The sequence below is a fragment of the Pseudomonas sp. 2822-17 genome (assembly GCF_002742485.1).
Classification (GTDB): Bacteria; Pseudomonadota; Gammaproteobacteria; order Pseudomonadales; family Pseudomonadaceae; genus Aquipseudomonas; species Aquipseudomonas cyclaminis.
Window position 1 is genome coordinate 149,642 of the sequence record NZ_LJRZ01000455.1, and the last position, 20,460, is coordinate 170,101.

Annotated in this window: 18 protein-coding genes; 8 read left to right on the forward strand and 10 right to left on the reverse strand. The window is 59.0% G+C overall.

The features are described from left to right. The first annotated feature begins 254 nt into the window (after nucleotides 1-254). On the forward strand, nucleotides 255-857 hold the full coding sequence (locus tag AOA60_RS34170; protein ID WP_032890906.1) for a cold-shock protein: 603 nt from the start codon (nucleotides 255-257) through the stop codon (nucleotides 855-857). Between the two features lie 71 nt (nucleotides 858-928). Here AOA60_RS34170 and AOA60_RS17440 read toward each other — a convergent pair whose 3' ends face one another. Both AOA60_RS17440 and AOA60_RS17445 read right to left on the reverse strand, forming a co-directional pair. After that, nucleotides 929-1,135 carry a SlyX family protein gene (locus AOA60_RS17440; RefSeq protein WP_017847119.1) on the reverse strand — a complete coding sequence of 69 codons (207 nt, stop codon included), beginning with the start codon at nucleotides 1,133-1,135 and terminating at the stop codon, nucleotides 929-931. Between the two features lie 3 nt (nucleotides 1,136-1,138). Continuing rightward, a complete protein-coding gene (locus tag AOA60_RS17445; RefSeq protein ID WP_099585630.1) occupies nucleotides 1,139-1,564 on the reverse strand; it encodes an HIT domain-containing protein in 426 nt (141 codons plus the stop codon). Between the two features lie 743 nt (nucleotides 1,565-2,307). On the opposite strand from AOA60_RS17445, the gene AOA60_RS17450 reads away from it, so the two are divergent. Continuing rightward, the gene (locus tag AOA60_RS17450) at nucleotides 2,308-3,648 is read left to right on the forward strand and encodes an OprD family porin (RefSeq protein WP_099585508.1); all 1,341 of its coding nucleotides are present in this window, start codon (nucleotides 2,308-2,310) and stop codon (nucleotides 3,646-3,648) included. Nucleotides 3,649-3,926: 278 nt separating this feature from the next. Here the strand turns inward: AOA60_RS17450 and AOA60_RS17455 are convergent, their stop codons facing one another. Both AOA60_RS17455 and AOA60_RS17460 read right to left on the reverse strand, forming a co-directional pair. Beyond that, a complete protein-coding gene (locus tag AOA60_RS17455; protein WP_099585509.1) occupies nucleotides 3,927-4,766 on the reverse strand; it encodes a mechanosensitive ion channel family protein in 840 nt (279 codons plus the stop codon). Nucleotides 4,767-4,901: 135 nt separating this feature from the next. Continuing rightward, nucleotides 4,902-5,387: a YajQ family cyclic di-GMP-binding protein gene (locus tag AOA60_RS17460; protein ID WP_003209785.1), complete on the reverse strand. Its 486-nt coding sequence runs from the start codon at nucleotides 5,385-5,387 to the stop codon at nucleotides 4,902-4,904. A 123-nt stretch (nucleotides 5,388-5,510) separates the two neighbouring features. On the opposite strand from AOA60_RS17460, the gene AOA60_RS17465 reads away from it, so the two are divergent. Genes AOA60_RS17465 through AOA60_RS17475 form a run of 3 tightly spaced genes read left to right on the forward strand, consistent with a single transcriptional unit; the run spans nucleotide 5,511 to nucleotide 9,092 of the window. Continuing rightward, nucleotides 5,511-6,428: a putative 2-dehydropantoate 2-reductase gene (locus AOA60_RS17465; protein ID WP_099585510.1), complete on the forward strand. Its 918-nt coding sequence runs from the start codon at nucleotides 5,511-5,513 to the stop codon at nucleotides 6,426-6,428. Nucleotides 6,429-6,474: 46 nt separating this feature from the next. After that, nucleotides 6,475-8,511 (forward strand): ATP-binding protein, encoded by a 2,037-nt coding sequence (locus tag AOA60_RS17470; protein ID WP_099585511.1) that lies wholly within the window; start codon nucleotides 6,475-6,477, stop codon nucleotides 8,509-8,511. Nucleotides 8,512-8,513: 2 nt separating this feature from the next. Next, the gene (locus AOA60_RS17475; RefSeq protein ID WP_099585512.1) at nucleotides 8,514-9,092 is read left to right on the forward strand and encodes a cob(I)yrinic acid a,c-diamide adenosyltransferase; all 579 of its coding nucleotides are present in this window, start codon (nucleotides 8,514-8,516) and stop codon (nucleotides 9,090-9,092) included. A 117-nt stretch (nucleotides 9,093-9,209) separates the two neighbouring features. Here the strand turns inward: AOA60_RS17475 and AOA60_RS17480 are convergent, their stop codons facing one another. From AOA60_RS17480 to secA, 3 genes are all read right to left on the reverse strand, one after another. After that, nucleotides 9,210-10,154, reverse strand: a complete 945-nt coding sequence (locus AOA60_RS17480; protein ID WP_099585513.1) for a Nudix family hydrolase — start codon at nucleotides 10,152-10,154, stop codon at nucleotides 9,210-9,212. A gap of 18 nt (nucleotides 10,155-10,172) precedes the next feature. Further along, nucleotides 10,173-11,390, reverse strand: a complete 1,218-nt coding sequence (gene argJ / locus AOA60_RS17485; RefSeq protein ID WP_099585514.1) for a bifunctional glutamate N-acetyltransferase/amino-acid acetyltransferase ArgJ — start codon at nucleotides 11,388-11,390, stop codon at nucleotides 10,173-10,175. Nucleotides 11,391-11,513: 123 nt separating this feature from the next. Beyond that, on the reverse strand, nucleotides 11,514-14,249 hold the full coding sequence (gene secA / locus AOA60_RS17490; protein WP_099585515.1) for a preprotein translocase subunit SecA: 2,736 nt from the start codon (nucleotides 14,247-14,249) through the stop codon (nucleotides 11,514-11,516). A 294-nt stretch (nucleotides 14,250-14,543) separates the two neighbouring features. Here secA and AOA60_RS17495 point away from each other — a divergent pair, with 294 nt between their 5' ends. Beyond that, nucleotides 14,544-14,999, forward strand: coding sequence for a DUF721 domain-containing protein (locus AOA60_RS17495; RefSeq protein ID WP_099585516.1), 456 nt, complete (start codon nucleotides 14,544-14,546; stop codon nucleotides 14,997-14,999). 4 nt (nucleotides 15,000-15,003) lie between these two features. On the opposite strand, the gene AOA60_RS17500 is transcribed toward AOA60_RS17495, so the two are convergent. Beyond that, a complete protein-coding gene (locus AOA60_RS17500) occupies nucleotides 15,004-16,482 on the reverse strand; it encodes a helicase HerA-like domain-containing protein (protein ID WP_099585631.1) in 1,479 nt (492 codons plus the stop codon). A 190-nt stretch (nucleotides 16,483-16,672) separates the two neighbouring features. Here AOA60_RS17500 and AOA60_RS17505 point away from each other — a divergent pair, with 190 nt between their 5' ends. After that, nucleotides 16,673-18,562, forward strand: a complete 1,890-nt coding sequence (locus tag AOA60_RS17505; protein ID WP_099585517.1) for a methyl-accepting chemotaxis protein — start codon at nucleotides 16,673-16,675, stop codon at nucleotides 18,560-18,562. 6 nt (nucleotides 18,563-18,568) lie between these two features. Here the strand turns inward: AOA60_RS17505 and AOA60_RS33065 are convergent, their stop codons facing one another. Continuing rightward, nucleotides 18,569-18,739, reverse strand: coding sequence for a hypothetical protein (locus AOA60_RS33065; protein WP_177411569.1), 171 nt, complete (start codon nucleotides 18,737-18,739; stop codon nucleotides 18,569-18,571). 86 nt (nucleotides 18,740-18,825) lie between these two features. Beyond that, a complete protein-coding gene (purU, locus tag AOA60_RS17510) occupies nucleotides 18,826-19,674 on the reverse strand; it encodes a formyltetrahydrofolate deformylase (protein ID WP_015885632.1) in 849 nt (282 codons plus the stop codon). Nucleotides 19,675-20,021: 347 nt separating this feature from the next. Between purU and mvaT the strand changes: the two genes are divergently transcribed. Further along, the gene (gene mvaT / locus AOA60_RS17515) at nucleotides 20,022-20,396 is read left to right on the forward strand and encodes a histone-like nucleoid-structuring protein MvaT (RefSeq protein ID WP_003175830.1); all 375 of its coding nucleotides are present in this window, start codon (nucleotides 20,022-20,024) and stop codon (nucleotides 20,394-20,396) included. Nucleotides 20,397-20,460: the final 64 nt, after the last annotated feature.

The following is a 20,460-nucleotide window of genomic DNA, read 5'->3' on the forward strand; positions in this document are numbered from 1 at the left end:
CTTTAAAAACACCTGCACCCGTCTAGGACCAACGTTTGACGCGCAAATGCCCTGCTCCCTGCACACCGTGCAAATGCTGGATTTGAGTAGGCACAGCCTTTGCTGTTAAATAGGCAGCGTGTCGCCGTCGTTTTTTCCCACGGCAAGCGGCATAGGCTGATACCCGTGCACGTGCCCAACGCCTCCCATTGTTCAGAAGCGAACCGTGCCAGTCAGCTCTTCCTTGCGATCCGTCTTAACGTGAGTTAATCAAAATGTTGAAAATCGTCCACCTGCTAACGGGCGTTGCAGCGTTGCTGCTGTCCTTTATCCCGAGCCTGCAGCCTGAAAGCCTGCCCTACCTGCAACAACATGATGCTTTGTACCTGGCCTTGTTCGGCCTTCTTAACCTGACGCTCGCCCCAGTAATCCCTTACTGGAACAAAGGCACACGTCATCAACTGCAAAATCTGGTCAGCGCGCTGCTGGTACTGACCGTTGTCGTACAAACCCTCACCCTCCTGGCACCTATGCCTGAAGTCGGCGGCCATCCGGCCATCCTGCTCAGCCTGGTGATTGCTGTGGTCGCCATTGCTCTTCACCTGGCCATCAGCTTCTACCGTTCGTCCCCAGCGGCCGCGTCGCAAAACTACGACATGACCAATCGGGATACCGGTACCGTCAAGTGGTTCAACACGTCCAAAGGCTTCGGCTTTATTTCCCGTGATTCGGGCGACGATATCTTCGTCCACTTCCGGGCTATTCGCGGCGAAGGCCATCGTGTTCTGGTTGAAGGCCAGCGCGTGGAGTTCTCCGTGATGAATCGCGACAAAGGCCTGCAAGCCGAAGACGTGATCGCAGCATTGCCGCGTCGCTGATTCCAGCGATCGCAGCAACAAAAAACCGCGATCCAGCCTGGCTGGATCGCGGTTTTTTTATAGCCTGCCGATCAATAGTGAGGCGGCGGCGCTTCTTCTTCGGACGACTCGAATTGCCCACCCATTTCTTCCTGGCGCTTGAGCAGCGCGGTCATCTGCAACTGCAGGCGTTCGACGGCCCGCTGCTGGGTGACCAGAATGTCATTGAGGGTCTCGATGGTGTCGTCCTGGAAGGCCAGGCGGCTTTCCAGGTCGGTGACGCGGTCTTGCAGATCCATGGTTCAGCCCTGGGTAAAGATAAAGTCGGCAGGTAGCCATTCACGCAGACGTGCACGAACGGCCGCCACTTGCTCCTCCGTGTACGGCCGGGCCGGATGCTTGCCCCACACAGGGGCGGGCCAGGCGGCGTCGTCACGTTTGCGTACGATCACATGCACATGTAACTGGCTGACCACGTTGCCCAGTGCACCAATGTTCATCTTGTCAGCGCCAAACCCCTCGTTCAGCCACTGCGCCAGGGCCGTAGTCTCTTGCCACAGCGCGTGTTGATTGGGGACATCCAGTTGAAACACTTCGCTGATATCCTTGATACGCGGCACCAGGATGAACCAGGGATAGTTAGCGTCATTGGACAGCAGCAGGCGGCACAGCGGGAAGTCCCCGATGACCAGTGTGTCTTGTTGCAGGCGTTGATCTAAGGCGAACACCACGGGCACTCCGTTCGGCAGGTCAGGTTCAGGGCACCAGCATACCGTTGAACGCACCCGGCTTCACGGCGAATGGCGGCAACGTAACGCAAACCGATAAAAACCTGCACCCTTTAGAGGCAGGCAACTATTTGAGCTACGCTAATCCGGGCCTCCCAAAGGCGCACCAAAATGACCCACTTGTGCATCAAAGGGATCCGCGGACTACCCACTTGTAGGGTGGACCGGTAACGTTTTTCCCTGGCACAGCTTTTCAGTACCACTGAACGGACTTAACACATGCACGTCAAGGCCAAACAAAACGGCGTAAAAAGCCCGTACTTATGAGGTTTTTACGCGCCCGTCACGTTTTTCACGAAAAAATGACATTCGGTTACCGGTTTGGGCGCGCTTGTTGCATTCACACTCACATCGTCGGCAACGACACCCGTTTGGAAGCAGGTGTTTCGCGATAGAAGAACACCAGCGTTTCAATGCATCCCAAGGAAGATTCCAAACTTCGAAAGCGGTTTGGAAACAGCATTGAAGTTGTCAGTCCCGTTGCATTCAGGGCTGTGAATTTGCGACATGGAGCTAGCAATTTACGACAGCCTCGTAAAGAAGCTGAAAGGAAAGTTTGGTAAGTATCGTCAATAGAGTCTGCGTGATATAACTTTGCGCCGACACAAAAAAGAAAGAGCCGCCCAGATAAAAATACAGGTGGGACGGCAGTACTCTTCCGAAAACCAAAGGAGCAAATCACGATGCGCGTGATGAAGTGGAGCATGATCGCCCTGGCTGTTTCTGCAGGCACCTCGCAGTTCGCAATCGCGTCCTCCCAGGACGACGCAAAGGGTTTTATCGAAGATAGCACCCTGACCGCGAAAACCCGTGCAATGTACATGAACCGTGACTACAAGGACGGCGTGGGCAACGTACGTCGTGGTAACGGTACCTACACCACCGGTACCGACGACAAAGTCAGCGGCTACCGCCAGGACACCGGCATCAGCGAGCTGGTCACCTACCAATCCGGCTTCACCCAAGGCACCGTCGGCTTCGGCATCGATGCCATGGCAATGGGCAGCTTCAGACTCGACGGTACTTCGGACCGCGCCGGTAACGGCCTGTTCGCAACCAATGGCGCCGGCGAGCCAGAAACCACCCAGTCCAAAGTGGCTGGTGCGGCGAAACTGCGCATCTCCGACACCGTACTGAAATATGGCAACCAATTCGTTTCCAGCCCGGTTTTCACCACCGACGACGGCCGTCTGCTGCCTGAAGTCGCCACCGGCACATTGATCACCAGCAACGAGATCAAAGGTCTGGAATTGACCGCCGGCCGCTTCAGCGCATTGAGCGCGCAAACCGGTATGGGCCGCGACACCATCAACGGTCGCAGCCGTGTTACCGGCAAGCAAAACCCAGGTCTGACCGCAGCAAACATCGCGGGCTTCACCTACTCGGGTCTTGAGAACTTCATTTTCGCGTTCCACGCGTCCGATGTTGAAGACTACTGGAAGAAGCAGTACGTCAACGTCTTCTACACCCTGCCGCTGAGCGACAAGCAATCGTTGAGTTTCGACTTCAACGGCTACCGCAGCAATGACGACGGCAAGAAACTGGCCGGCGAACTGGACAACCGCGTCTGGAGCTTGGCAGCTGCCTATAGCATCGACGCCCACAAGTTCACCCTGGCTTACCAGCAGTCCTCGGGTAAAACCGGTTACAACTACGGCGTCGACGGTGGCGGTACCGTTTACCTGGCCAACTCCGTGCAGATCTCCGACTTCGTTGGCGAAGACGAGAAGTCCTGGCAAGCTCGCTACGACCTGAACATGGCCTCCTTCGGCGTGCCAGGCCTGAGCTTCATGACCCGCTACACTCGCGGTAGCAACGTTACCGTTGCCGATTCCAGCGATGGCAAAGAGCACGAGTGGGACGTGGAAGCCAAGTACGTGCTGCAAGAAGGCCCGGCCAAAGGCCTGTCCTTCCGCGTACGTAACGCGATCTACAGCGGCACCAACAGCGACTACCGTGCGACCAACTACGACAACCTGATCGACACTCGTGTGATCGTAGAATACCCACTGAGCATTTTGTAATTTCAGTGGTCAGCTGATTGCGCTAACGCGTAACGCTAATAAAAAACCGGCGCCCTGATCAGGTCGCCGGTTTTTTTATGCCCAATAAAAAGTGTGTTGATGGGATCGAGTACTTAAATAGCAAGCTAACTAAGCAAGTCACTTTCGCTAATTATGCCACTCAACACAATTAGGACTTGATAGTTACCAAATAGAGACTGACAACAAACAAGGGGCCTGAAGCCCCTTGTTTTTAACCGCTATAACTGACCGAGTGGCCAAGTTAACAATGCGACTGATTACACAGCGGCTTCCTGAACCACGCGAATCACCCGTTGCGGAAACGGAATATCAATCCCAGCGGCCTTCAAGCGATCACGTGCCAGTTCATTCAACATGAACACTACGTCCCAATAATCCGGCGTATTAGTCCAGCAGCGCAGGGAAACCGTGATCGAGCTATCGCCCAGGGTCGAAACCACCGCCACCGCAGCCGGATCGGTCAGCACGCGTGGATCTTTTGCCAGCTCCAGCAGCACTTCACGGGCTTTTTGCAAATCAGCGTCGTAATCCACACCCACGTCAAACACCACCTTGCGGGTCGGCTGACGGTTGGTGTTGGTGATGAGGCCGTTGGACAGGCTGCCGTTAGGAATAATCACCGTCTTGTTGTCACCGGTGCGCAGCACGGTGTGGAAAATCTGGATGCTGTCGACAGTGCCCGAGGTGCCCTGTGCTTCGATCCAGTCACCAATGCGGAACGGGCGGAACAACAGAATCAGCACGCCACCGGCGAAATTCGCCAGGCTGCCTTGCAGCGCTAGGCCGATAGCCAGGGTTGCGGCACCAATCGCGGCGACGAACGAGGTGGTTGCCACACCGATCATCGACGCCACGTTGACCACCAGCATGACTTTGAGCGCGATATTCGCAAGGCTGGTGATGAAGTGTTGCAACGCAAGATCGGCATTGCGCATGGCCAGCAGACGCCCCACGCGATTGGTCAATACGTTGATCAGCCACCAGCCAATGGCCAGCGTGAGCACCGCCAGCAATACCCGGCTGCCGTATTCCATGATCATCGGGATCCACGACTGTGAGGTCTTGATCAAGTGATCCATTTCAGCGTTCAAATCCATGTAGCTTCTCCTGTTTGGCGGATGTGCGGCTTTATTGACTGCCTAAAAACGCAAATGAGCCCCGTAGGGCTCAAGTGTAGGCACTGGTATGGGGCGTGGGACGTCAAAATCGCCTACGGGTTCCCCAAGGTGCCATCAGTCGCGGAAGTTATTGAACTGCAGCGGCATGTCGAAGGTTTTGGCGCGCAGGGCCGCGATGGCCTCTTGCAGGTCGTCACGTTTCTTGCCGGTGATACGAACCTGCTCGCCCTGGATGGCGGCCTGGACTTTGAGCTTGGCGTCCTTGACATGAGCGACGATCTTCTTCGCCAGCTCCTTGTCGATGCCTTCCTTGAGCACGGCTTCCTGCTTCATCAGTTTGCCGGAGGCGTAGGCGTCCTTGATTTCAAGGCACTGCGCGTCGATTTTGCGCTTGACCAGCGACAGCTTGAGGATCTCGATCATCGCTTCCAGCTGGAAATCGGCTTCAGCGGTCAGGTTGACGGTCAGTTCCTTTTCCTTGAACTCGAAGCTGCCCTTGCCCTTCAGGTCATAGCGACGGTCCAGTTCCTTGACGGCGTTCTCGACGGCGTTGGTGACTTCGTGTTTGTCCAGTTCAGATACCACGTCGAACGAAGGCATGTGATTTCTCCAATATAAGGGGCGGGTTCAGTAGAGATGGAGCGCGCCCGAGCTAAAATGCCGGGGCATTATAGCGGTTCTTTCGCGCCGTTCACCGCTGGCGAGCTTATGGAGTACACACTGATGGCGACCCCCTGGCATATTCTCGGCGCCGGCAGCCTGGGCACACTCTGGGCCACGCGCCTGGCGCGCGCAGGCGTGCCCGTCAGGCTGATCCTGCGCAATGAGGCGCGCCTGACCGACTATCAAGCCGGCCAGGGCCTGACCCTAGTCGAGCAGGGTGTGGAACAGACTTACCCGGTAGTCGGCGAAACGCCTGACAGCCCAGAGCCGATTCATCGCTTGCTGGTGGCGTGCAAAGCCTACGACGCCCAAAGCGCCATTGCCCAGCTGCAACCTCGACTGGCGCCCGACGCCGAACTGATCCTGCTGCAAAACGGCCTCGGCAGCCAGGACGCAGTGGCTGCACAGGTGCCGTCGGCCCGTTGCATCTATGCCTCAAGTACCGAAGGCGCGTTTCGCGAAGGCGACTGGCGGGTGGTATTTGCCGGCCATGGCTACACCTGGCTGGGGGATGCGAGCCACCCCACGCCACCGCTGTGGCTGGACGACCTGCAAGCGGCCGGCATTCCCCACGATTGGGCCAGCGATATCCTCACGCGCCTGTGGCGCAAGCTGGCGCTCAATTGCGCCATCAATCCCCTGACCGTGCTTTACCAGTGCCGCAACGGCGGCTTGCAAGCCCACGCGTGTGAAGTGGCGACCTTGTGCGCTGAACTGGCCGAGCTGCTCGAATGCTGCGGCCAGCCCGCCGCCGCACAGGACCTGCACAGCGAAGTGCTGCGGGTGATCCAGGCCACGGCGGCCAATTACTCGTCCATGCACCAGGACGTGGCCAACGCACGGCGTACCGAGATCAGCTACCTGCTGGGCTACGCCTGCCAGGCAGCGGCCCGCCATCAATTGGTGTTGCCGCACCTGCAACAGTTGCAAGCGCGCCTGGTCGAGTATTTGCGCGCACACGGATTGGCCAGCGACTGAGGCACGCGCTACCCTGCCTACCTGTCTATCACCTGGGAAAACCCTGATGCCACTGCGCCAGCGTCTTGAAAATCTACCGGTAGGGCAGAAACTGCTGGCGGCCCTGCTGGTGTTGTTGACCACCGTATTGCTGGTGGCCAACCTGACGTTTATCAGCGCCGCCTATTGGATCTCCCAGGAAAGCATGGCGCCCCAGGCCCTGCAGGCCATCGGTCGCCTGGTCTCCAACCCCGCCCTTGCCGCCGAAGCCCTCGAATCCCCCGCCAACGCCGACGCCTTGCTCAGTGAGCTGACCAGCTATTCGCCATTGCGCGCCGCCGCGCTGTATGACGGCGAAGGCAACCGCCTGGCGCAGATGCAACACGGTGACCGCCTGCACCTGCCAGACAACTATCGGCATATCGAGGCGTGGCGCGTGACGGAGTTTCGCAGCAACCAGATCATCACCCTGCCCCGCGCTGGCCAGCCTTCCGGGCACTTGCTGCTGGTGGCCAGCAGTGAGCTGCCGGTGGCCTTCTACACCGGTACGCTGACGGCGAGCCTGGGGATCCTGATTTTCAGTGTGTTGCTGTGGCTGATCATCGCCCGGCAGATCAAACGCCTGATCACCCGACCGATCCACGAGCTGGAAGAACTGTCACGCCAGGTCACCCGCGAAGAGAACTACGCCCTACGCGCCGGCCGTGGCAACCACGATGAAATCGGCAGCCTGGCCGAAGCCTTCAACACCATGTTGTCGCGCATCGAAGCCCGCGAACAACAACTCAAGCGCGCACGGGACGACTCTCAAGCGGCTTACGACCAAGCCCAAGGCCTGGCCGAAGAGACCCGCCACACCAACCGGAAACTGGAGCTGGAAGTCCAGGTTCGCAGCAAGATCGAGAAAAAACTCACCGGTTTTCAGAATTACCTGAACAGCATCATCGACTCGATGCCGTCGGCACTGATCGCCCTGGACGAGCAGCTCTATGTCACCCAGTGGAACCAGGAAGCCAGCGCGCTTTCCGGTACACGTCTGGACGAGGCCTTGAATCAGCCGATCTACCTCGCGTTCCAACCGCTCAAACCCTACCTGCCGCAGATCAAGGCCACGGTGGAGCAACACACGGTAGAGCGCATCGAGCGCGTCACCTGGATCAAGGACGACGAACCCAAGCATTACGCCCTGACCTTCTACCCACTGATGGGCGGCGCCGGGCGTGGCGTGGTGATCCGCATCGACGACATCACCCAGCGCCTGTCCCTGGAAGAAATGATGGTGCAGTCGGAAAAAATGCTCTCGGTCGGCGGGCTTGCCGCCGGCATGGCCCACGAGATCAACAACCCGCTGGGGGCGATCCTGCACAACGTGCAGAACATCCGACGCCGGTTGTCGTCCGACCTGCCCAAGAACCTGGAATACGCCGAGCAGGCAGGTATCGAGCTGGACATCGTCAACCGCTACCTTGAAGGCCGCGAGGTGCCGCAACTGCTCGACGGTATCCAGCAGGCTGGAGCGCGGGCGGCCAAGATCGTTACCCATATGCTCAGCTTCAGCCGCCGCAGCAACCGGCAGATGGCGCCTTGCGACCTGCCAGCGCTGATCGACCAGGCCGTGGAAATTGCCGGCAACGACTTCGACCTGGCCATCGGCTTCGACTTCAAGGGCCAGGCGATCACCCGCCAGTTCGACCCACAGTTGGGTCCGGTGCCGGGCACCGCCAACGAACTGGAACAAGTGCTGCTCAACCTGCTGAAAAACGCGGCCCAGGCCATTCACTTACGTGAAGACGATCGCGAACCGGGGCGCATCATCCTGCGCACACGTCTCAACCCGCCGTGGGCAGAGATCCAGGTGGAAGACAACGGCATTGGCATGAGTGAAAACGTGCGCAAACGCACCTTCGAACCGTTCTTCACCACCAAGGAAATCGGCCAGGGCACCGGGCTGGGGCTGTCAGTGTCGTACTTCATCATCACCAACAACCACAAAGGCCAGATGGAGGTGCACTCCACTCTCGGCCAGGGCACCTGCTTTACCCTGCGCTTACCCTTGGCCGGCAGCCAACTGCCGCCCTACGAACTGACCCAACTGGAGCACTGACCATGGGCTTTCGCCTGTCGAAGATTTACACCCGCACCGGAGACAAGGGCGAAACCGGCCTCGGCGACGGCCGCCGTGTGCCCAAGGACCACCCGCGCGTGGAGGCCATCGGCGAAGTCGATACGTTGAACAGCCAGCTGGGACTATTGCTGGCGGGGCTGGAAGAACAGAGCGGCAAGCATCCAGAACTGAAAGATGTGATCGAGGTGCTGGCACCCTGCCAACATCGACTGTTCGACCTCGGCGGTGAGCTGGCGATGCCGGTGTACAAGGCGTTGAACGCAGCGGAAGTGGATCGGCTGGAGGCCGCGATTGATCGCTGGAATGACGAGGTCGGGCCGCTGGAAAACTTCATCCTGCCCGGTGGCTCGGCGCTGATCGCCCAGGCCCATGTGTGTCGCAGCCTGGCGCGCACTGCAGAACGACGTTGTCAGCACCTCAATGCAGTGGAGCCGTTGGAGGGCGTGGGGCTGGCGTATATCAATCGGCTGTCGGACTTGCTGTTTGTGGCGGCGCGAGTGATCGCCAGGCGCCAGGGTGTGGCTGAAGTGCTGTGGCAAGCTGCCGCCAAGCCACACTGATGTTTTTTGGGCGACCTTTAGGGCCCTATCGGGGGCAAGCCCCCTCCCACCTTTGATTTGTGAATGCATTCAAGTGTGGGAGGGGGCTTGCCCCCGATGAGGCCAGTCAGGACAACATCAACCCTCAGGCCAGAACGCCCGAATCCCAGCAACACCTTGAGCCCCGGCTTCCCAAGCCTGTTCCCGCTCTGCAGGTCCAACCCCGCCCAACAGAAACACCGGCTTGCTGAACCCACGAATCAACTCCGCCGCCTGCTCCCAACCCAAAGGCTGGGCATCTGGATGGCTCTGGGTCGGCTGCACCGGCGACAGCGTGACAAAATCCACGTCCATCATTTCTGCCAGCGCCAGTTCCTCAGCGTTGTGGCAGGACGCAGCCAACCAACGGTCTTTCGGCAACGGCCGGCCCTTGCTCGCGTATTTGCGCAATTGGGCCGAGGTCATGTGCCAACCGGCCGCAGGGAAATCCCCCAACCATTCAAACGGTCCCTTGAGCATCAACTGTGCCTTGCCCGCACACAGCCCCACCGCATCCACCGCCAAGTCGCGATATTTAGGGTCGTAACCGTTGGGCGCACGCAGTTGGACCAGCTTGATGCCACCCGCGATAGCCTTCTGAATCCCGCGCAACAGGGTCGGGGTTTCCAGCTCGCCGGGGGTAATCAGGTAATCGGCGGGCAAGCGCGCGGCGGCAACGATTGGAGCGTTAGCGGCCGGGAACTCGTAATTGATCAGATCCCGAGGTGCCACCCACTCCAGGGGTTGCCCTTCGGCACCGTGGGGCTCGCCGGTAAAGGCCGAGACTTCCCAGACATCCAGCAACACCTGCTTCTCCGGGTAGTCATGCTGCACCTTGATCAACGGCCGCGCCGTGGTCACCTGGATGCCCAGTTCTTCCTGTAATTCGCGGGACAAGGCCGTAGCGACGGACTCGCCCGCCTCGACCTTGCCGCCGGGAAACTCCCAGAGACCGCCCTGGTGCTGAGTATCGGCGCGGCGCGCCAGCAGGATCCTGCCATCGACACCGCGGATCACCGCTGCTGCTACATGCACTCGTTTCACCGCGCTTATCCTCCAGGCTCAGGTACGGTATTCCGCGTTGATCTTCACGTATTCGTGGGACAGGTCGGTGGTCCAGATGGTTTCGCTGCAGTCGCCGCGACCCAACTCGATGCGGATGGTGATTTCTTCCTGCTGCATCACCGCCGAACCCTGGGCTTCGGTGTAGCTCTCGGCGCGGGCGCCACGGCTGGCAATGCACACATCACCGAGGAAAACGTCGATCTTGCTCACGTCCAGGTCCGGCACACCGGCACGGCCGACGGCGGCGAGGATGCGACCCCAGTTCGGATCGGAGGCGAACAGTGCAGTCTTGATCAGCGGCGAGTGGGCCACGGTGTAGCCGACATCCAGGCATTCCTGGTGATTGCCGCCGCCGTTGACTTCAACCGTCACGAACTTGGTGGCGCCTTCGCCGTCACGCACGATGGCCTGGGCCACGTCCATGCAGACTTCAAACACCGCCTGCTTCAATGCTGCGAACAACGGGCCGCTGGCCTCGGTGATTTGCGGCAGGTTGGCCTGGCCGGTGGCGATCAGCATGCAGCAGTCGTTGGTCGAGGTATCGCCATCGATGGTGATGCGGTTGAACGATTTGTTGGCGCCATCCAGGATCAGGCTGTGAAGCACGTCGCGGGAGACTTTGGCGTCGGTGGCGATGTAGCCGAGCATGGTGGCCATGTTCGGGCGAATCATGCCCGCGCCCTTGCTGATACCCGTGACGGTAACAGTCACACCGTCGTGCACGAACTGACGGCTCGCGCCTTTGGGCAGGGTATCGGTGGTCATGATGCCAGTGGCGGCGGCCGCCCAGTTATCCACAGACAGGTCGTCCAACGCGGCTTGCAAGGCGCCTTCGATTTTCTCCACCGGCAGCGGCTCGCCGATGACACCGGTGGAGTACGGCAGCACTTGGCTGGCATCCACGCCGGTCAACTCGGCCAGCTTGGCGCAGGTACGCGCTGCTGCAACCAAACCCGGCTCACCGGTGCCAGCGTTGGCATTGCCGGTGTTGGTCAGCAGGTAACGGATGGTGCCGGCAACGCGCTGCTTGGCCAGGATCACCGGAGCGGCGCAGAAGGCGTTGAGGGTGAACACACCGGCGACGGTCGAACCTTCGGCACAGCGCATCACCACCACATCCTTGCGCCCCGGGCGTTTGATGCCGGCCGACGCGATACCGAGCTCAAAACCGGCAACCGGGTGCAATGTGGGCAAAGGACCAAGACCAACAGCCATGAACGCGCTCCTTATAAATAGATGATGTCTGTGCCGTCGTAATCGACGGTGAAATTAATGGCAAAACGCCGCGACGGCAGAGGCCGGTCGCGGCGCGGGGTATTGCAGCGTCAGGCGAAAATCTTATTCGATCTGGCCATGGCAGTGTTTGAATTTCTTGCCCGAACCGCAGTAGCACAATTCGTTGCGGCCCAGCTTCTGGTCATTGCGAACCGGAGCCTGAGCCAAGGCCACATCGACCTCTTCACCCAACACTTCAGGTGCTTCCAGACCCGGCGCTTCGTCATGCTGGAACTGCATGCGCGCCGCCAGTGCTTCGGCTTCCTGACGCAGGCGGGCTTCTTCCTCGATCGGGTCTTCGCGACGCACCTGAACGTGGGACAGCACACGAATCGAATCGCGCTTGATCGAATCCAGCAACTCGGAGAACAGCGTGAACGACTCGCGCTTGTACTCCTGCTTCGGGTTCTTCTGGGCGTAGCCACGCAGGTGGATGCCGTGACGCAGGTGGTCCATGGTCGACAAGTGGTCTTTCCACAGGTCGTCCAGCACGCGCAGCACGATTTGTTTCTCGAAGGTGCGCAGTGCCTCGGCACTCGCTTGCTCTTCTTTCTCGTTGTACGCGGCCAACAGCTCGGTCATCAGCTTCTCGCGCAGCGTCTCTTCGTACAGGTGATCGTCTTCGTCGAGCCATTGCTGGACCGGCAAGTCGACACCGAAGTCGCTCTTCAACGCGGCTTCCAGACCGGCAACATCCCACTGCTCTGGCAGGGATTGTGGCGGGATATGTGCGCTGACGGTGGCGTTGAGCACGTCCTGGCGGAAATCGGCGATGGTCTCGCCAATGTTGTCGGCGGCCAGCAACGTGTTACGCATGTGATAGATCACTTTACGCTGTTCGTTGTTGACGTCATCGAACTCAAGCAGTTGCTTGCGAATGTCGAAGTTACGGCCTTCAACCTTGCGCTGCGCCTTCTCGATGGCGTTGGTCACCATGCGGTGCTCGATCGCTTCACCGGACTGCATGCCCAGGGCTTTCATGAAGTTCTTCACCCGATCCGAGGCGAAGATGCGCATCAGGCTGTCTTCCAGGGACAGGTAGAAGCGGCTGGAACCGGCGTCACCCTGACGGCCGGCACGACCACGCAGCTGGTTGTCGATACGGCGCGATTCGTGACGCTCGGACGCAATCACCTGCAGGCCACCGGACTCTAGCACGGCCTGGTGGCGCTTCTGCCAGTCAGCCTTGATCTGGGCGATCTGCTCAGGAGTCGGGTTGTCCAGGGACGCCACTTCCACTTCCCAGTTACCGCCCAACAGGATGTCGGTACCACGACCGGCCATGTTGGTAGCGATGGTCAGCGCGCCTGGGCGACCGGCCTGGGCAATGATCTCTGCTTCTTTTTCGTGGAACTTGGCGTTGAGGACCTTGTGCTCGATGCCTTCCTTGTTGAGCAGGTTGGACACGTGCTCGGAAGTCTCGATGGTTGCGGTACCCACCAGGATCGGGCGGCCCTGGGCCAGGCCGTCCTTGATGTCGTTGATGATCGCCGCGTACTTCTCTTCGGCGGTCAGGAACACCAGGTCGTTGAAGTCTTTACGTGCCAGCGGCTTGTTCGGTGGAATCACCATCACGGCCAGGCTGTAGATCTGGTGGAATTCGAACGCTTCGGTGTCAGCTGTACCGGTCATGCCGGACAGTTTGTTGTACAGACGGAAGTAGTTCTGGAAGGTGGTAGAGGCCAACGTCTGGCTTTCGGCCTGGATGTTAAGCACTTCCTTGGCTTCGATAGCCTGGTGCAGGCCTTCGGACAGACGACGACCCGGCATGGTACGACCGGTGTGTTCGTCGACCAGTACCACCTGGCCATCCTGCACGATGTATTCAACGTTGCGATGGAACAGCTTGTGGGCGCGCAGGCCGGCGTACACGTGGGTCAGCAGGCCCAGGTTGTGCGCCGAGTACAGGCTTTCGCCTTCAGCCAGCAGGCCGATCTGGGTCAGCATGTCTTCGACGAACTGGTGACCCGCCTCGTTGAGTTCGACCTGACGGGTCTTCTCGTCGATGGAGAAGTGACCTTCTTTGGTCACCACGCCTTCCACTTCCTCGATGTGCTGCTCCAGACGCGGGATCAACTTGTTGATCTCGGTGTAGAGGCGCGAGCTGTCTTCGGCCTGGCCGGAGATGATCAGTGGGGTGCGGGCTTCGTCGATGAGGATGGAGTCGACTTCGTCGATCACGGCAAAGTTGAGTTCGCGCTGGAATTTTTCATCCATGCTGAACGCCATGTTGTCGCGCAGGTAGTCGAAACCGAATTCGTTGTTGGTGCCGTAGGTAATGTCGCACGCGTAGGCAGCGCGCTTCTCTTCCGGCGGCTGGAACGGCGTGACTACACCAACGGTCAGGCCGAGGTATTCATACAGTGGGCGCATCCAGTTGGCGTCCCGGCGAGCCAGGTAGTCGTTCACCGTCACAACGTGCACGCCCTTGCCGGACAGTGCGTTGAGGTAAACACCCAGGGTCGCGACCAGGGTCTTGCCTTCACCGGTACGCATTTCGGCAATCATGCCTTCATGCAAGGTCATGCCGCCGATCAACTGGACGTCGAAGTGGCGCATGCCCATGACACGCTTACCGGCTTCACGGGCGACCGCAAAGGCTTCGGGAAGCAGCTTGTCGAGGGTTTCACCTTTAGCTATGCGGGCCTTGAACTCTTGGGTCTTGGCGCGCAATTGCTCGTCCGACAGGGCAACCATCTGCTCTTCGAAGGCATTGACCAGCTGCACCGTCTTGAGCATGCGTTTGACTTCGCGCTCATTCTTGCTTCCAAAAAGTTTCTTTAACAAAGGCGCAAACATATCGGCAGGTTCTTCCACACATAGGGATGGAGGGCGCACCGTGAGTGGCCCGAGCAGCCCTCACGGCCGCATGCGAACGCGCATTCTACCCGGAATCGTGGGTGAGGAAAGTGGCGTTGTTCCCCGACGCTGGCATGGTGCTGTGAGAGGGCTTGTTTAAAATAAGGGCTTTTGCGCGAACTTCAACCCATGGAGCCGATTGATTTCATGGGAACCCCCCCGGCAATGCATTGTCCGGGGCCGCGCAGACGCATTCTGCTAAGATGGCCGCTCTGTTACTTAAGGTGTCCAATCATGGCATTTCGCCCTCTTACAGCCCGCGCACCCAGCGTGTTGCTTCGCGAAGCCAAGCCGTTGAAAGCCATCTTTGGCCATGCGCAACGCTTGGGCCACCTGCAACGCCTGCTCGAAAGCCAACTGCAACCCGCCGCCCGCGAGCACTGCCATGTAGCGTCGTGGCGTGAGGGTAATTTGCTGTTAATTGTCACCGACGGTCATTGGGCCACCCGGTTGCGCTATCAGCAAAAACGTCTGCAGCGTCAATTGATGGCATTCGATGAGTTCGCCAGCCTGACCCGCATCCAGTTCAAGGTACAACCACCGACCGTGCAGCAAGGGGCAGCCGGCCATACTATGGACCTGTCGGAAAATGCGGCCGAGACTATTCAGGCCACGGCCGACGGCATCAGCGATCCAGGCTTGCGCGCCGCGCTTGAGCGCCTGGCCGCCCATGGCAAGCCCAAGGCCTGAAGCGCTATTTGCGCTTGCTGCCGCCCAGCAAAGACCCCAACAAACCCCGTACCAATTGGCGCCCCATCTGATTGGCTGCCTGCTGCATGGCTGATTTCAGCGCCTTGCCTGCGGCGGTTCCGAGGAACGCACCCGCCTTGTCCGTGAAGCTGGGCTCCTCGGCGGGCTGACTGGCCTCTTCCGTGGTACCCAGTTCCTTACGCGCCATCAGCACTTCATAGGCAGACTCCCGATCAATCGGCTTGTCATAGCGGCCCTGCAACGGCGAACTCGCCACCAGTGCGGCGCGCTCCGCCGTGCTGAGCGGCCCGATCCGCGATTGCGGTGGCGCGACCAGTACGCGCTGGACGACTTCCGGCGTGCCTTTTTCCTGCAACGTACCCACCAACGCCTCACCCGTGCCCAGCTCTGTCAACACTGACAAGGCATCGAATGTCGGGTTGGGCCGGAAACCGTCCGCTACCGCCCTGAGGGATTTCTGCTCTTTCGTGGTGAACGCCCGCAGGCCGTGCTGCACCCGTAAACCAAGTTGCGCCAGCACAGTGTCCGGCAGGTCGCCCGGCGATTGAGTGACGAAATACACACCGACGCCTTTGGAACGAATCAGCCGCACCACTTGCTCCAGGCGCTCTTGCAATGCCTTGGGCGTATCGGCAAACAATAAATGTGCCTCGTCGAAGAACAGCGCCAGCAGCGGTTTATCCGCGTCGCCGCGCTCCGGCAACTGCTCGAACAACTCCGCCAACAGCCACAGCAGGAAGGTCGCATACACCTTCGGCGCCTCATGCACCAGGCGGCTGGCGTCCAGCAAGTGGATGCGCCCACGCCCGTCAGCCGTGGGCTGCAAGATGTCTTCAAGCTGCAGGGCCGGCTCGCCAAACAGCGCCTCCGCCCCCTGCTGTTCCAAGACAGCCAGGCGCCGCAACAGCGCCTGGCTGGAACCGGTGGTCATCAGCGCCGCGTCTTCACCGAGCAGTTCCGGGTGATAGCGTAGATGGTTGAGCAGTGCCTTGAGGTCCTTGAGGTCCAGCAGCAACAGGCCTTCGCGATCCGCCACCTTGAACGCTGCGTACAAGGCCGACTGCTGGCTGTCAGTCAGTTCCAGCAGACTGCCCAGCAACAACGGCCCCATTTCACTGATGGTAGTGCGCAACGGATGACCGGACTGCCCGTGGATATCCCACAACGTAACGGGATACGCCTTGGCCGTGTAATTAAGGAAAGGCATCCCGGCAATACGCTCGGCCACCTTGCCCTGAGGATTGGCAGCGGCACCCAGGCCACAGAGGTCACCTTTGATGTCCGCCGCAAATACCGCCACGCCCGCATCACTGAAGGCTTCAGCCAGGCGTTGCAACGTGACGGTCTTGCCGGTGCCCGTGGCGCCGGCGATCAGCCCGTGGCGGTTGGCCAGGCGCATGGCCTGGGCAATGGGCTGGCCATCAAGACCGGCACCGATTAGGAGTTGCGTGGAATCAGGCATTTCGTCACCCATGGTTAAGCTTTAGTGTCGCCAGGTCGATAAGAAAGATGTGAGACCCATAAAGTCTAAAAATCGCTCAGATAGTTCCTACAGGGACCAACGGAAATATCAAACTTTTTTTACGCCACCCTTTCGCGTGTTCCACAAGGACGCGCTTCGGATATTAAGACCTTAGCGGACCCTTCAAGCTATGAATAAAAATCTGCGCTTCAGCCACAAGATCCTGCTTGCAGCCTCCCTTATCGTCATCGCGGCCTTTGCCCTGTTCACCCTCTACAACGACTACCTACAACGTAACGCTATCCGTGACGACCTCAACAATTACCTTCACGAAATGGGCGATGTCACCGCCAGCAACATTCAGACCTGGCTGACCGGGCGCATTGCGCTAGTGGAAAACGCCGCACAAAACATCGCCATCAACCCTGAGCCTTCGACCGTTGCCAGCCTGTTGGAACAGAAAAGCCTGACATCCTCCTTCATGGCGACCTACGTGGGTGACAGCAAAGGGGCTTTCACCATTCGCCCCGACACCAAGATGCCGGACGGCTTCGACCCACGGGTTCGCCCCTGGTACAAGGGCGCCCAGAACAGCAACGGCTCGACCCTGACCGAGCCGTACATTGATGCCGCTACCGGGCAATTGATCATTTCCATCGCCACCCCCAGCGCCAAAGGCGGCCAGAGCATTGGCGTGGTGGGCGGTGACCTGAGCCTGCAAACCCTGGTGGATAACATTGGCGCGCTGAACTTCGGCGGCATGGGCTATGCGTTCCTGGTCAGCGCCGACGGCAAAGTACTGGTACACCCGGACAAAAACCTGGTGATGAAAACCCTGGCCGATGTGTATCCAAAACATACGCCGAAGATCAGTGGCGACTTCAGTGAAGTCGAAGCCAACGGCAAGGACAACATCGTGACCTTCACACCGATCAAAGGCCTGCCGTCGGTGAACTGGTACCTGGGTATTTCGGTGGATAAAGATAAATCCTACGCCATGCTCAGCGAATTCCGCACCTCGGCGGTGATCGCCACGATCATTGCCGTGGTGATCATCATTGCCTTGCTGGGCATGCTGATTCGTGTCTTGTTGCAACCACTGCATGTGATGACCCGTGCCATGCAGGACATCGCCGACGGCGAGGGTGACCTGACGCGCCGCCTGACCATCCAGAACCACGATGAATTCGGCACTCTGGGCAATGCCTTCAACCGCTTCGTAGAGCGGATTCACACGTCCATCCGCGAAGTGTCCTCAGCCACCGAGCACGTGAATGAAGTGGCACTGCGGGTGGTCAGCGCGTCCAACTCGTCGATGGTCAACTCTGACGAACAGGCCAACCGCACCAACAGCGTGGCTGCCGCCATCAACGAGCTGGGCGCCGCCGCCCAGGAAATCGCACGCAACGCCGCGCAGGCCTCCAACCAGGCCAGCGATGCACGGCACTTGGCCGAAGACGGTCAACAGGTGGTTGAGCGCAATATCAAGGCGATGACTCAGTTGTCTGCAATGATCAGCGCCTCCAGCAGCAATATCGAAGCGCTTAACAGCAAGACCGTGAACATCGGCCAGATTCTCGAAGTGATCACCAGCATTTCCCAGCAAACCAACCTGCTGGCGTTGAACGCTGCCATCGAAGCGGCCCGTGCCGGCGAAGCCGGACGCGGGTTTGCGGTCGTCGCCGACGAAGTGCGCAACCTGGCGCACCGCACCCAGGAATCGGCGCAACAAGTACAAAAGATGATCGAGGAACTGCAAGTCGGCGCGCGGGAGTCGGTCAGCACCATGAGCGACAGCCAGCGCCACAGCCATGACAGCGTAGAGATTGCCAACCTGGCGGGTGAGCGCCTCAACAGCGTGACTCAACGCATTGGCGAGATCGACGGCATGAACCAGTCGGTGGCGACTGCCACGGAGGAACAGACCTCGGTGGTGGAGTCAATCAACATGGACATCACCGAGATCAACACCCTCAATCAGGAAGGCGTGGAAAACCTGCACTCCACCCTGCGCGCGTGCACCGACCTGGAACAGCAGGCGGCACGGTTGAAACAATTGGTGGGCAGCTTCCGGATCTGATCTACTTTATTCAGCAGCGGGATCCGGTTTGGCCTGCTCACGCTCCCACAGCTCGGCGGCACCCGGAAATTCGGTGCCGTCTTCACTGTCCAGGTCATCCGGATCGTACCGGCTCAAGCACCCTTCACCCAATGTCGCAGGTGCTTTGGAGGTGGCTTTGTCCAGTGGGTCACTCATCGGTCAATCCTCAATGGCACACAAAGAAAAAGGGCCTGCAGCGATTTAACGCCCAGGCCCTTCATTCTTCAATCAGCACGCCTTGATCAGAACACGACAGTCTTGTTGCCGTGTACCAGCACGCGGTCTTCCAGGTGGTAACGCAGGCCACGGGCCAGCACCATTTTCTCGACATCGCGGCCGAAGCGCACCATGTCCTCAATGCTGTCGCTATGGCTGACGCGCACTACGTCCTGCTCGATGATCGGACCGGCGTCCAGCTCTTCGGTGACGTAATGGCAGGTTGCGCCAATCAACTTCACGCCCCGCAGGGACGCCTGGTGGTATGGCTTGGCCCCCACAAATGACGGCAGGAAGCTGTGGTGAATGTTGATCACCTTGCCGGCGTATTCGCGGCACAGTTCCGGCGGCAGGATCTGCATGTAGCGCGCCAGCACCACAACATCAGCCTCATGCTGCTTGACCAGGCGAGAAACCTCGGCGAACGCCGGCTCCTTGTCCTGTGGGTTGACCGGCACGTGGTAGTACGGGATCCCGTGCCACTCGACCATGCTGCGCAGGTCGTCATGGTTGGAGATTACACACGCGATCTCGCAGTCCAGCTCATCACTGTGCCAGCGGTGCAGCAAGTCGGCCAGGCAGTGGGATTCGCGACTGGCCATCAACACCACGCGCTTCTTCTGCTCGGTGTCGGTGATATGCCAGGTCATCGAAAACTCTTCGGCGATTGGCGCAAAGGCCTCGCGAAAAGCCTCAAGGCCAAAGGGCAGCGTGTCGGCACGGATTTCATGACGCATGAAGAACCAACCGCTGAGATTGTCCGAGTGATGGCTCGCCTCGGTGATCCAACCGTTGTGGGAGGCCAGAAAATTACTGACTTTGGCAACGATGCCGACCCGGTCCGGGCAAGCAATCACCAGCCGAAAAGTGCGCATTAGGGGGAAACTCCAGAACTTCGCAAAGGCCGCCATTCTAGCGATTACGCAGGAAAACTGCAGTATTCGTTAGCGCTTATTCTGTTCACCTGCCCGCGACCTCCCCCTCGCCAACCCAAGGATTACCACCGCTACTATGAATTTACTGTCCCCCCAAGGCTGTTCCCTGATGTCAGCAATATTATCTTTAGGTTTACACCGTGATAATTAACTCGATTGCATTAGGTGTGCTAAAAACATTCAAAGTAATTCACATAAATGCGACCTAAATGTTTACTTGGGGAAACTGCCTGACTATTATTGGGCCACTGTCCCTGTCAATCAGCGTTCTACATAAGGTAGTCCACATGTCTCTGATCAACGAATACCGTGCCACCGAAGAAGCTATCAAAGAGCTGCAAGCCCGTTTGAAGAACCTGTCCCAAGACGACAAGCTGAAAACCGAGCTGGAATTCGAAGGCAAACTGCGCACCCTCATGGGTGAATACTCCAAATCCCTGCGTGACATCATCGCGCTGCTGGATCCAGAGTCGAAAGTTAAAGCACCTCGTGGCGCCGTGAAAACTACCGGTACCAAGCGTGCTCGCAAGGTCAAACAATACAAAAACCCGCACAACGGCGAAGTGATTGAAACCAAAGGTGGCAACCACAAAACGCTGAAAGAGTGGAAAGCCAAGTGGGGCGGTGACGTGGTTGAAGGCTGGGCTACCCTGCTGGGCTAAGCTTTGCCAGGCCTGCGCCTGATACGCAACACATTAAAAACGCCAGCTTGCTGGCGTTTTTTAT

Coding starts and splice junctions, on each gene's coding strand:
- AOA60_RS34170 (WP_032890906.1), top strand. CDS start 255: ATGTTGAAAATCGTCCACCTGCTAACGGGCGTTGCAGCGTTGCTGCTG.
- AOA60_RS17440 (WP_017847119.1), bottom strand. CDS start 1,135: ATGGATCTGCAAGACCGCGTCACCGACCTGGAAAGCCGCCTGGCCTTC.
- AOA60_RS17450 (WP_099585508.1), top strand. CDS start 2,308: ATGCGCGTGATGAAGTGGAGCATGATCGCCCTGGCTGTTTCTGCAGGC.
- AOA60_RS17455 (WP_099585509.1), bottom strand. CDS start 4,766: ATGGATTTGAACGCTGAAATGGATCACTTGATCAAGACCTCACAGTCG.
- AOA60_RS17460 (WP_003209785.1), bottom strand. CDS start 5,387: ATGCCTTCGTTCGACGTGGTATCTGAACTGGACAAACACGAAGTCACC.
- AOA60_RS17465 (WP_099585510.1), top strand. CDS start 5,511: ATGGCGACCCCCTGGCATATTCTCGGCGCCGGCAGCCTGGGCACACTC.
- AOA60_RS17470 (WP_099585511.1), top strand. CDS start 6,475: ATGCCACTGCGCCAGCGTCTTGAAAATCTACCGGTAGGGCAGAAACTG.
- AOA60_RS17475 (WP_099585512.1), top strand. CDS start 8,514: ATGGGCTTTCGCCTGTCGAAGATTTACACCCGCACCGGAGACAAGGGC.
- argJ (WP_099585514.1), bottom strand. CDS start 11,390: ATGGCTGTTGGTCTTGGTCCTTTGCCCACATTGCACCCGGTTGCCGGT.
- secA (WP_099585515.1), bottom strand. CDS start 14,249: ATGTTTGCGCCTTTGTTAAAGAAACTTTTTGGAAGCAAGAATGAGCGC.
- AOA60_RS17495 (WP_099585516.1), top strand. CDS start 14,544: ATGGCATTTCGCCCTCTTACAGCCCGCGCACCCAGCGTGTTGCTTCGC.
- AOA60_RS17500 (WP_099585631.1), bottom strand. CDS start 16,482: ATGCCTGATTCCACGCAACTCCTAATCGGTGCCGGTCTTGATGGCCAG.
- AOA60_RS17505 (WP_099585517.1), top strand. CDS start 16,673: ATGAATAAAAATCTGCGCTTCAGCCACAAGATCCTGCTTGCAGCCTCC.
- AOA60_RS33065 (WP_177411569.1), bottom strand. CDS start 18,739: ATGAGTGACCCACTGGACAAAGCCACCTCCAAAGCACCTGCGACATTG.
- purU (WP_015885632.1), bottom strand. CDS start 19,674: ATGCGCACTTTTCGGCTGGTGATTGCTTGCCCGGACCGGGTCGGCATC.
- mvaT (WP_003175830.1), top strand. CDS start 20,022: ATGTCTCTGATCAACGAATACCGTGCCACCGAAGAAGCTATCAAAGAG.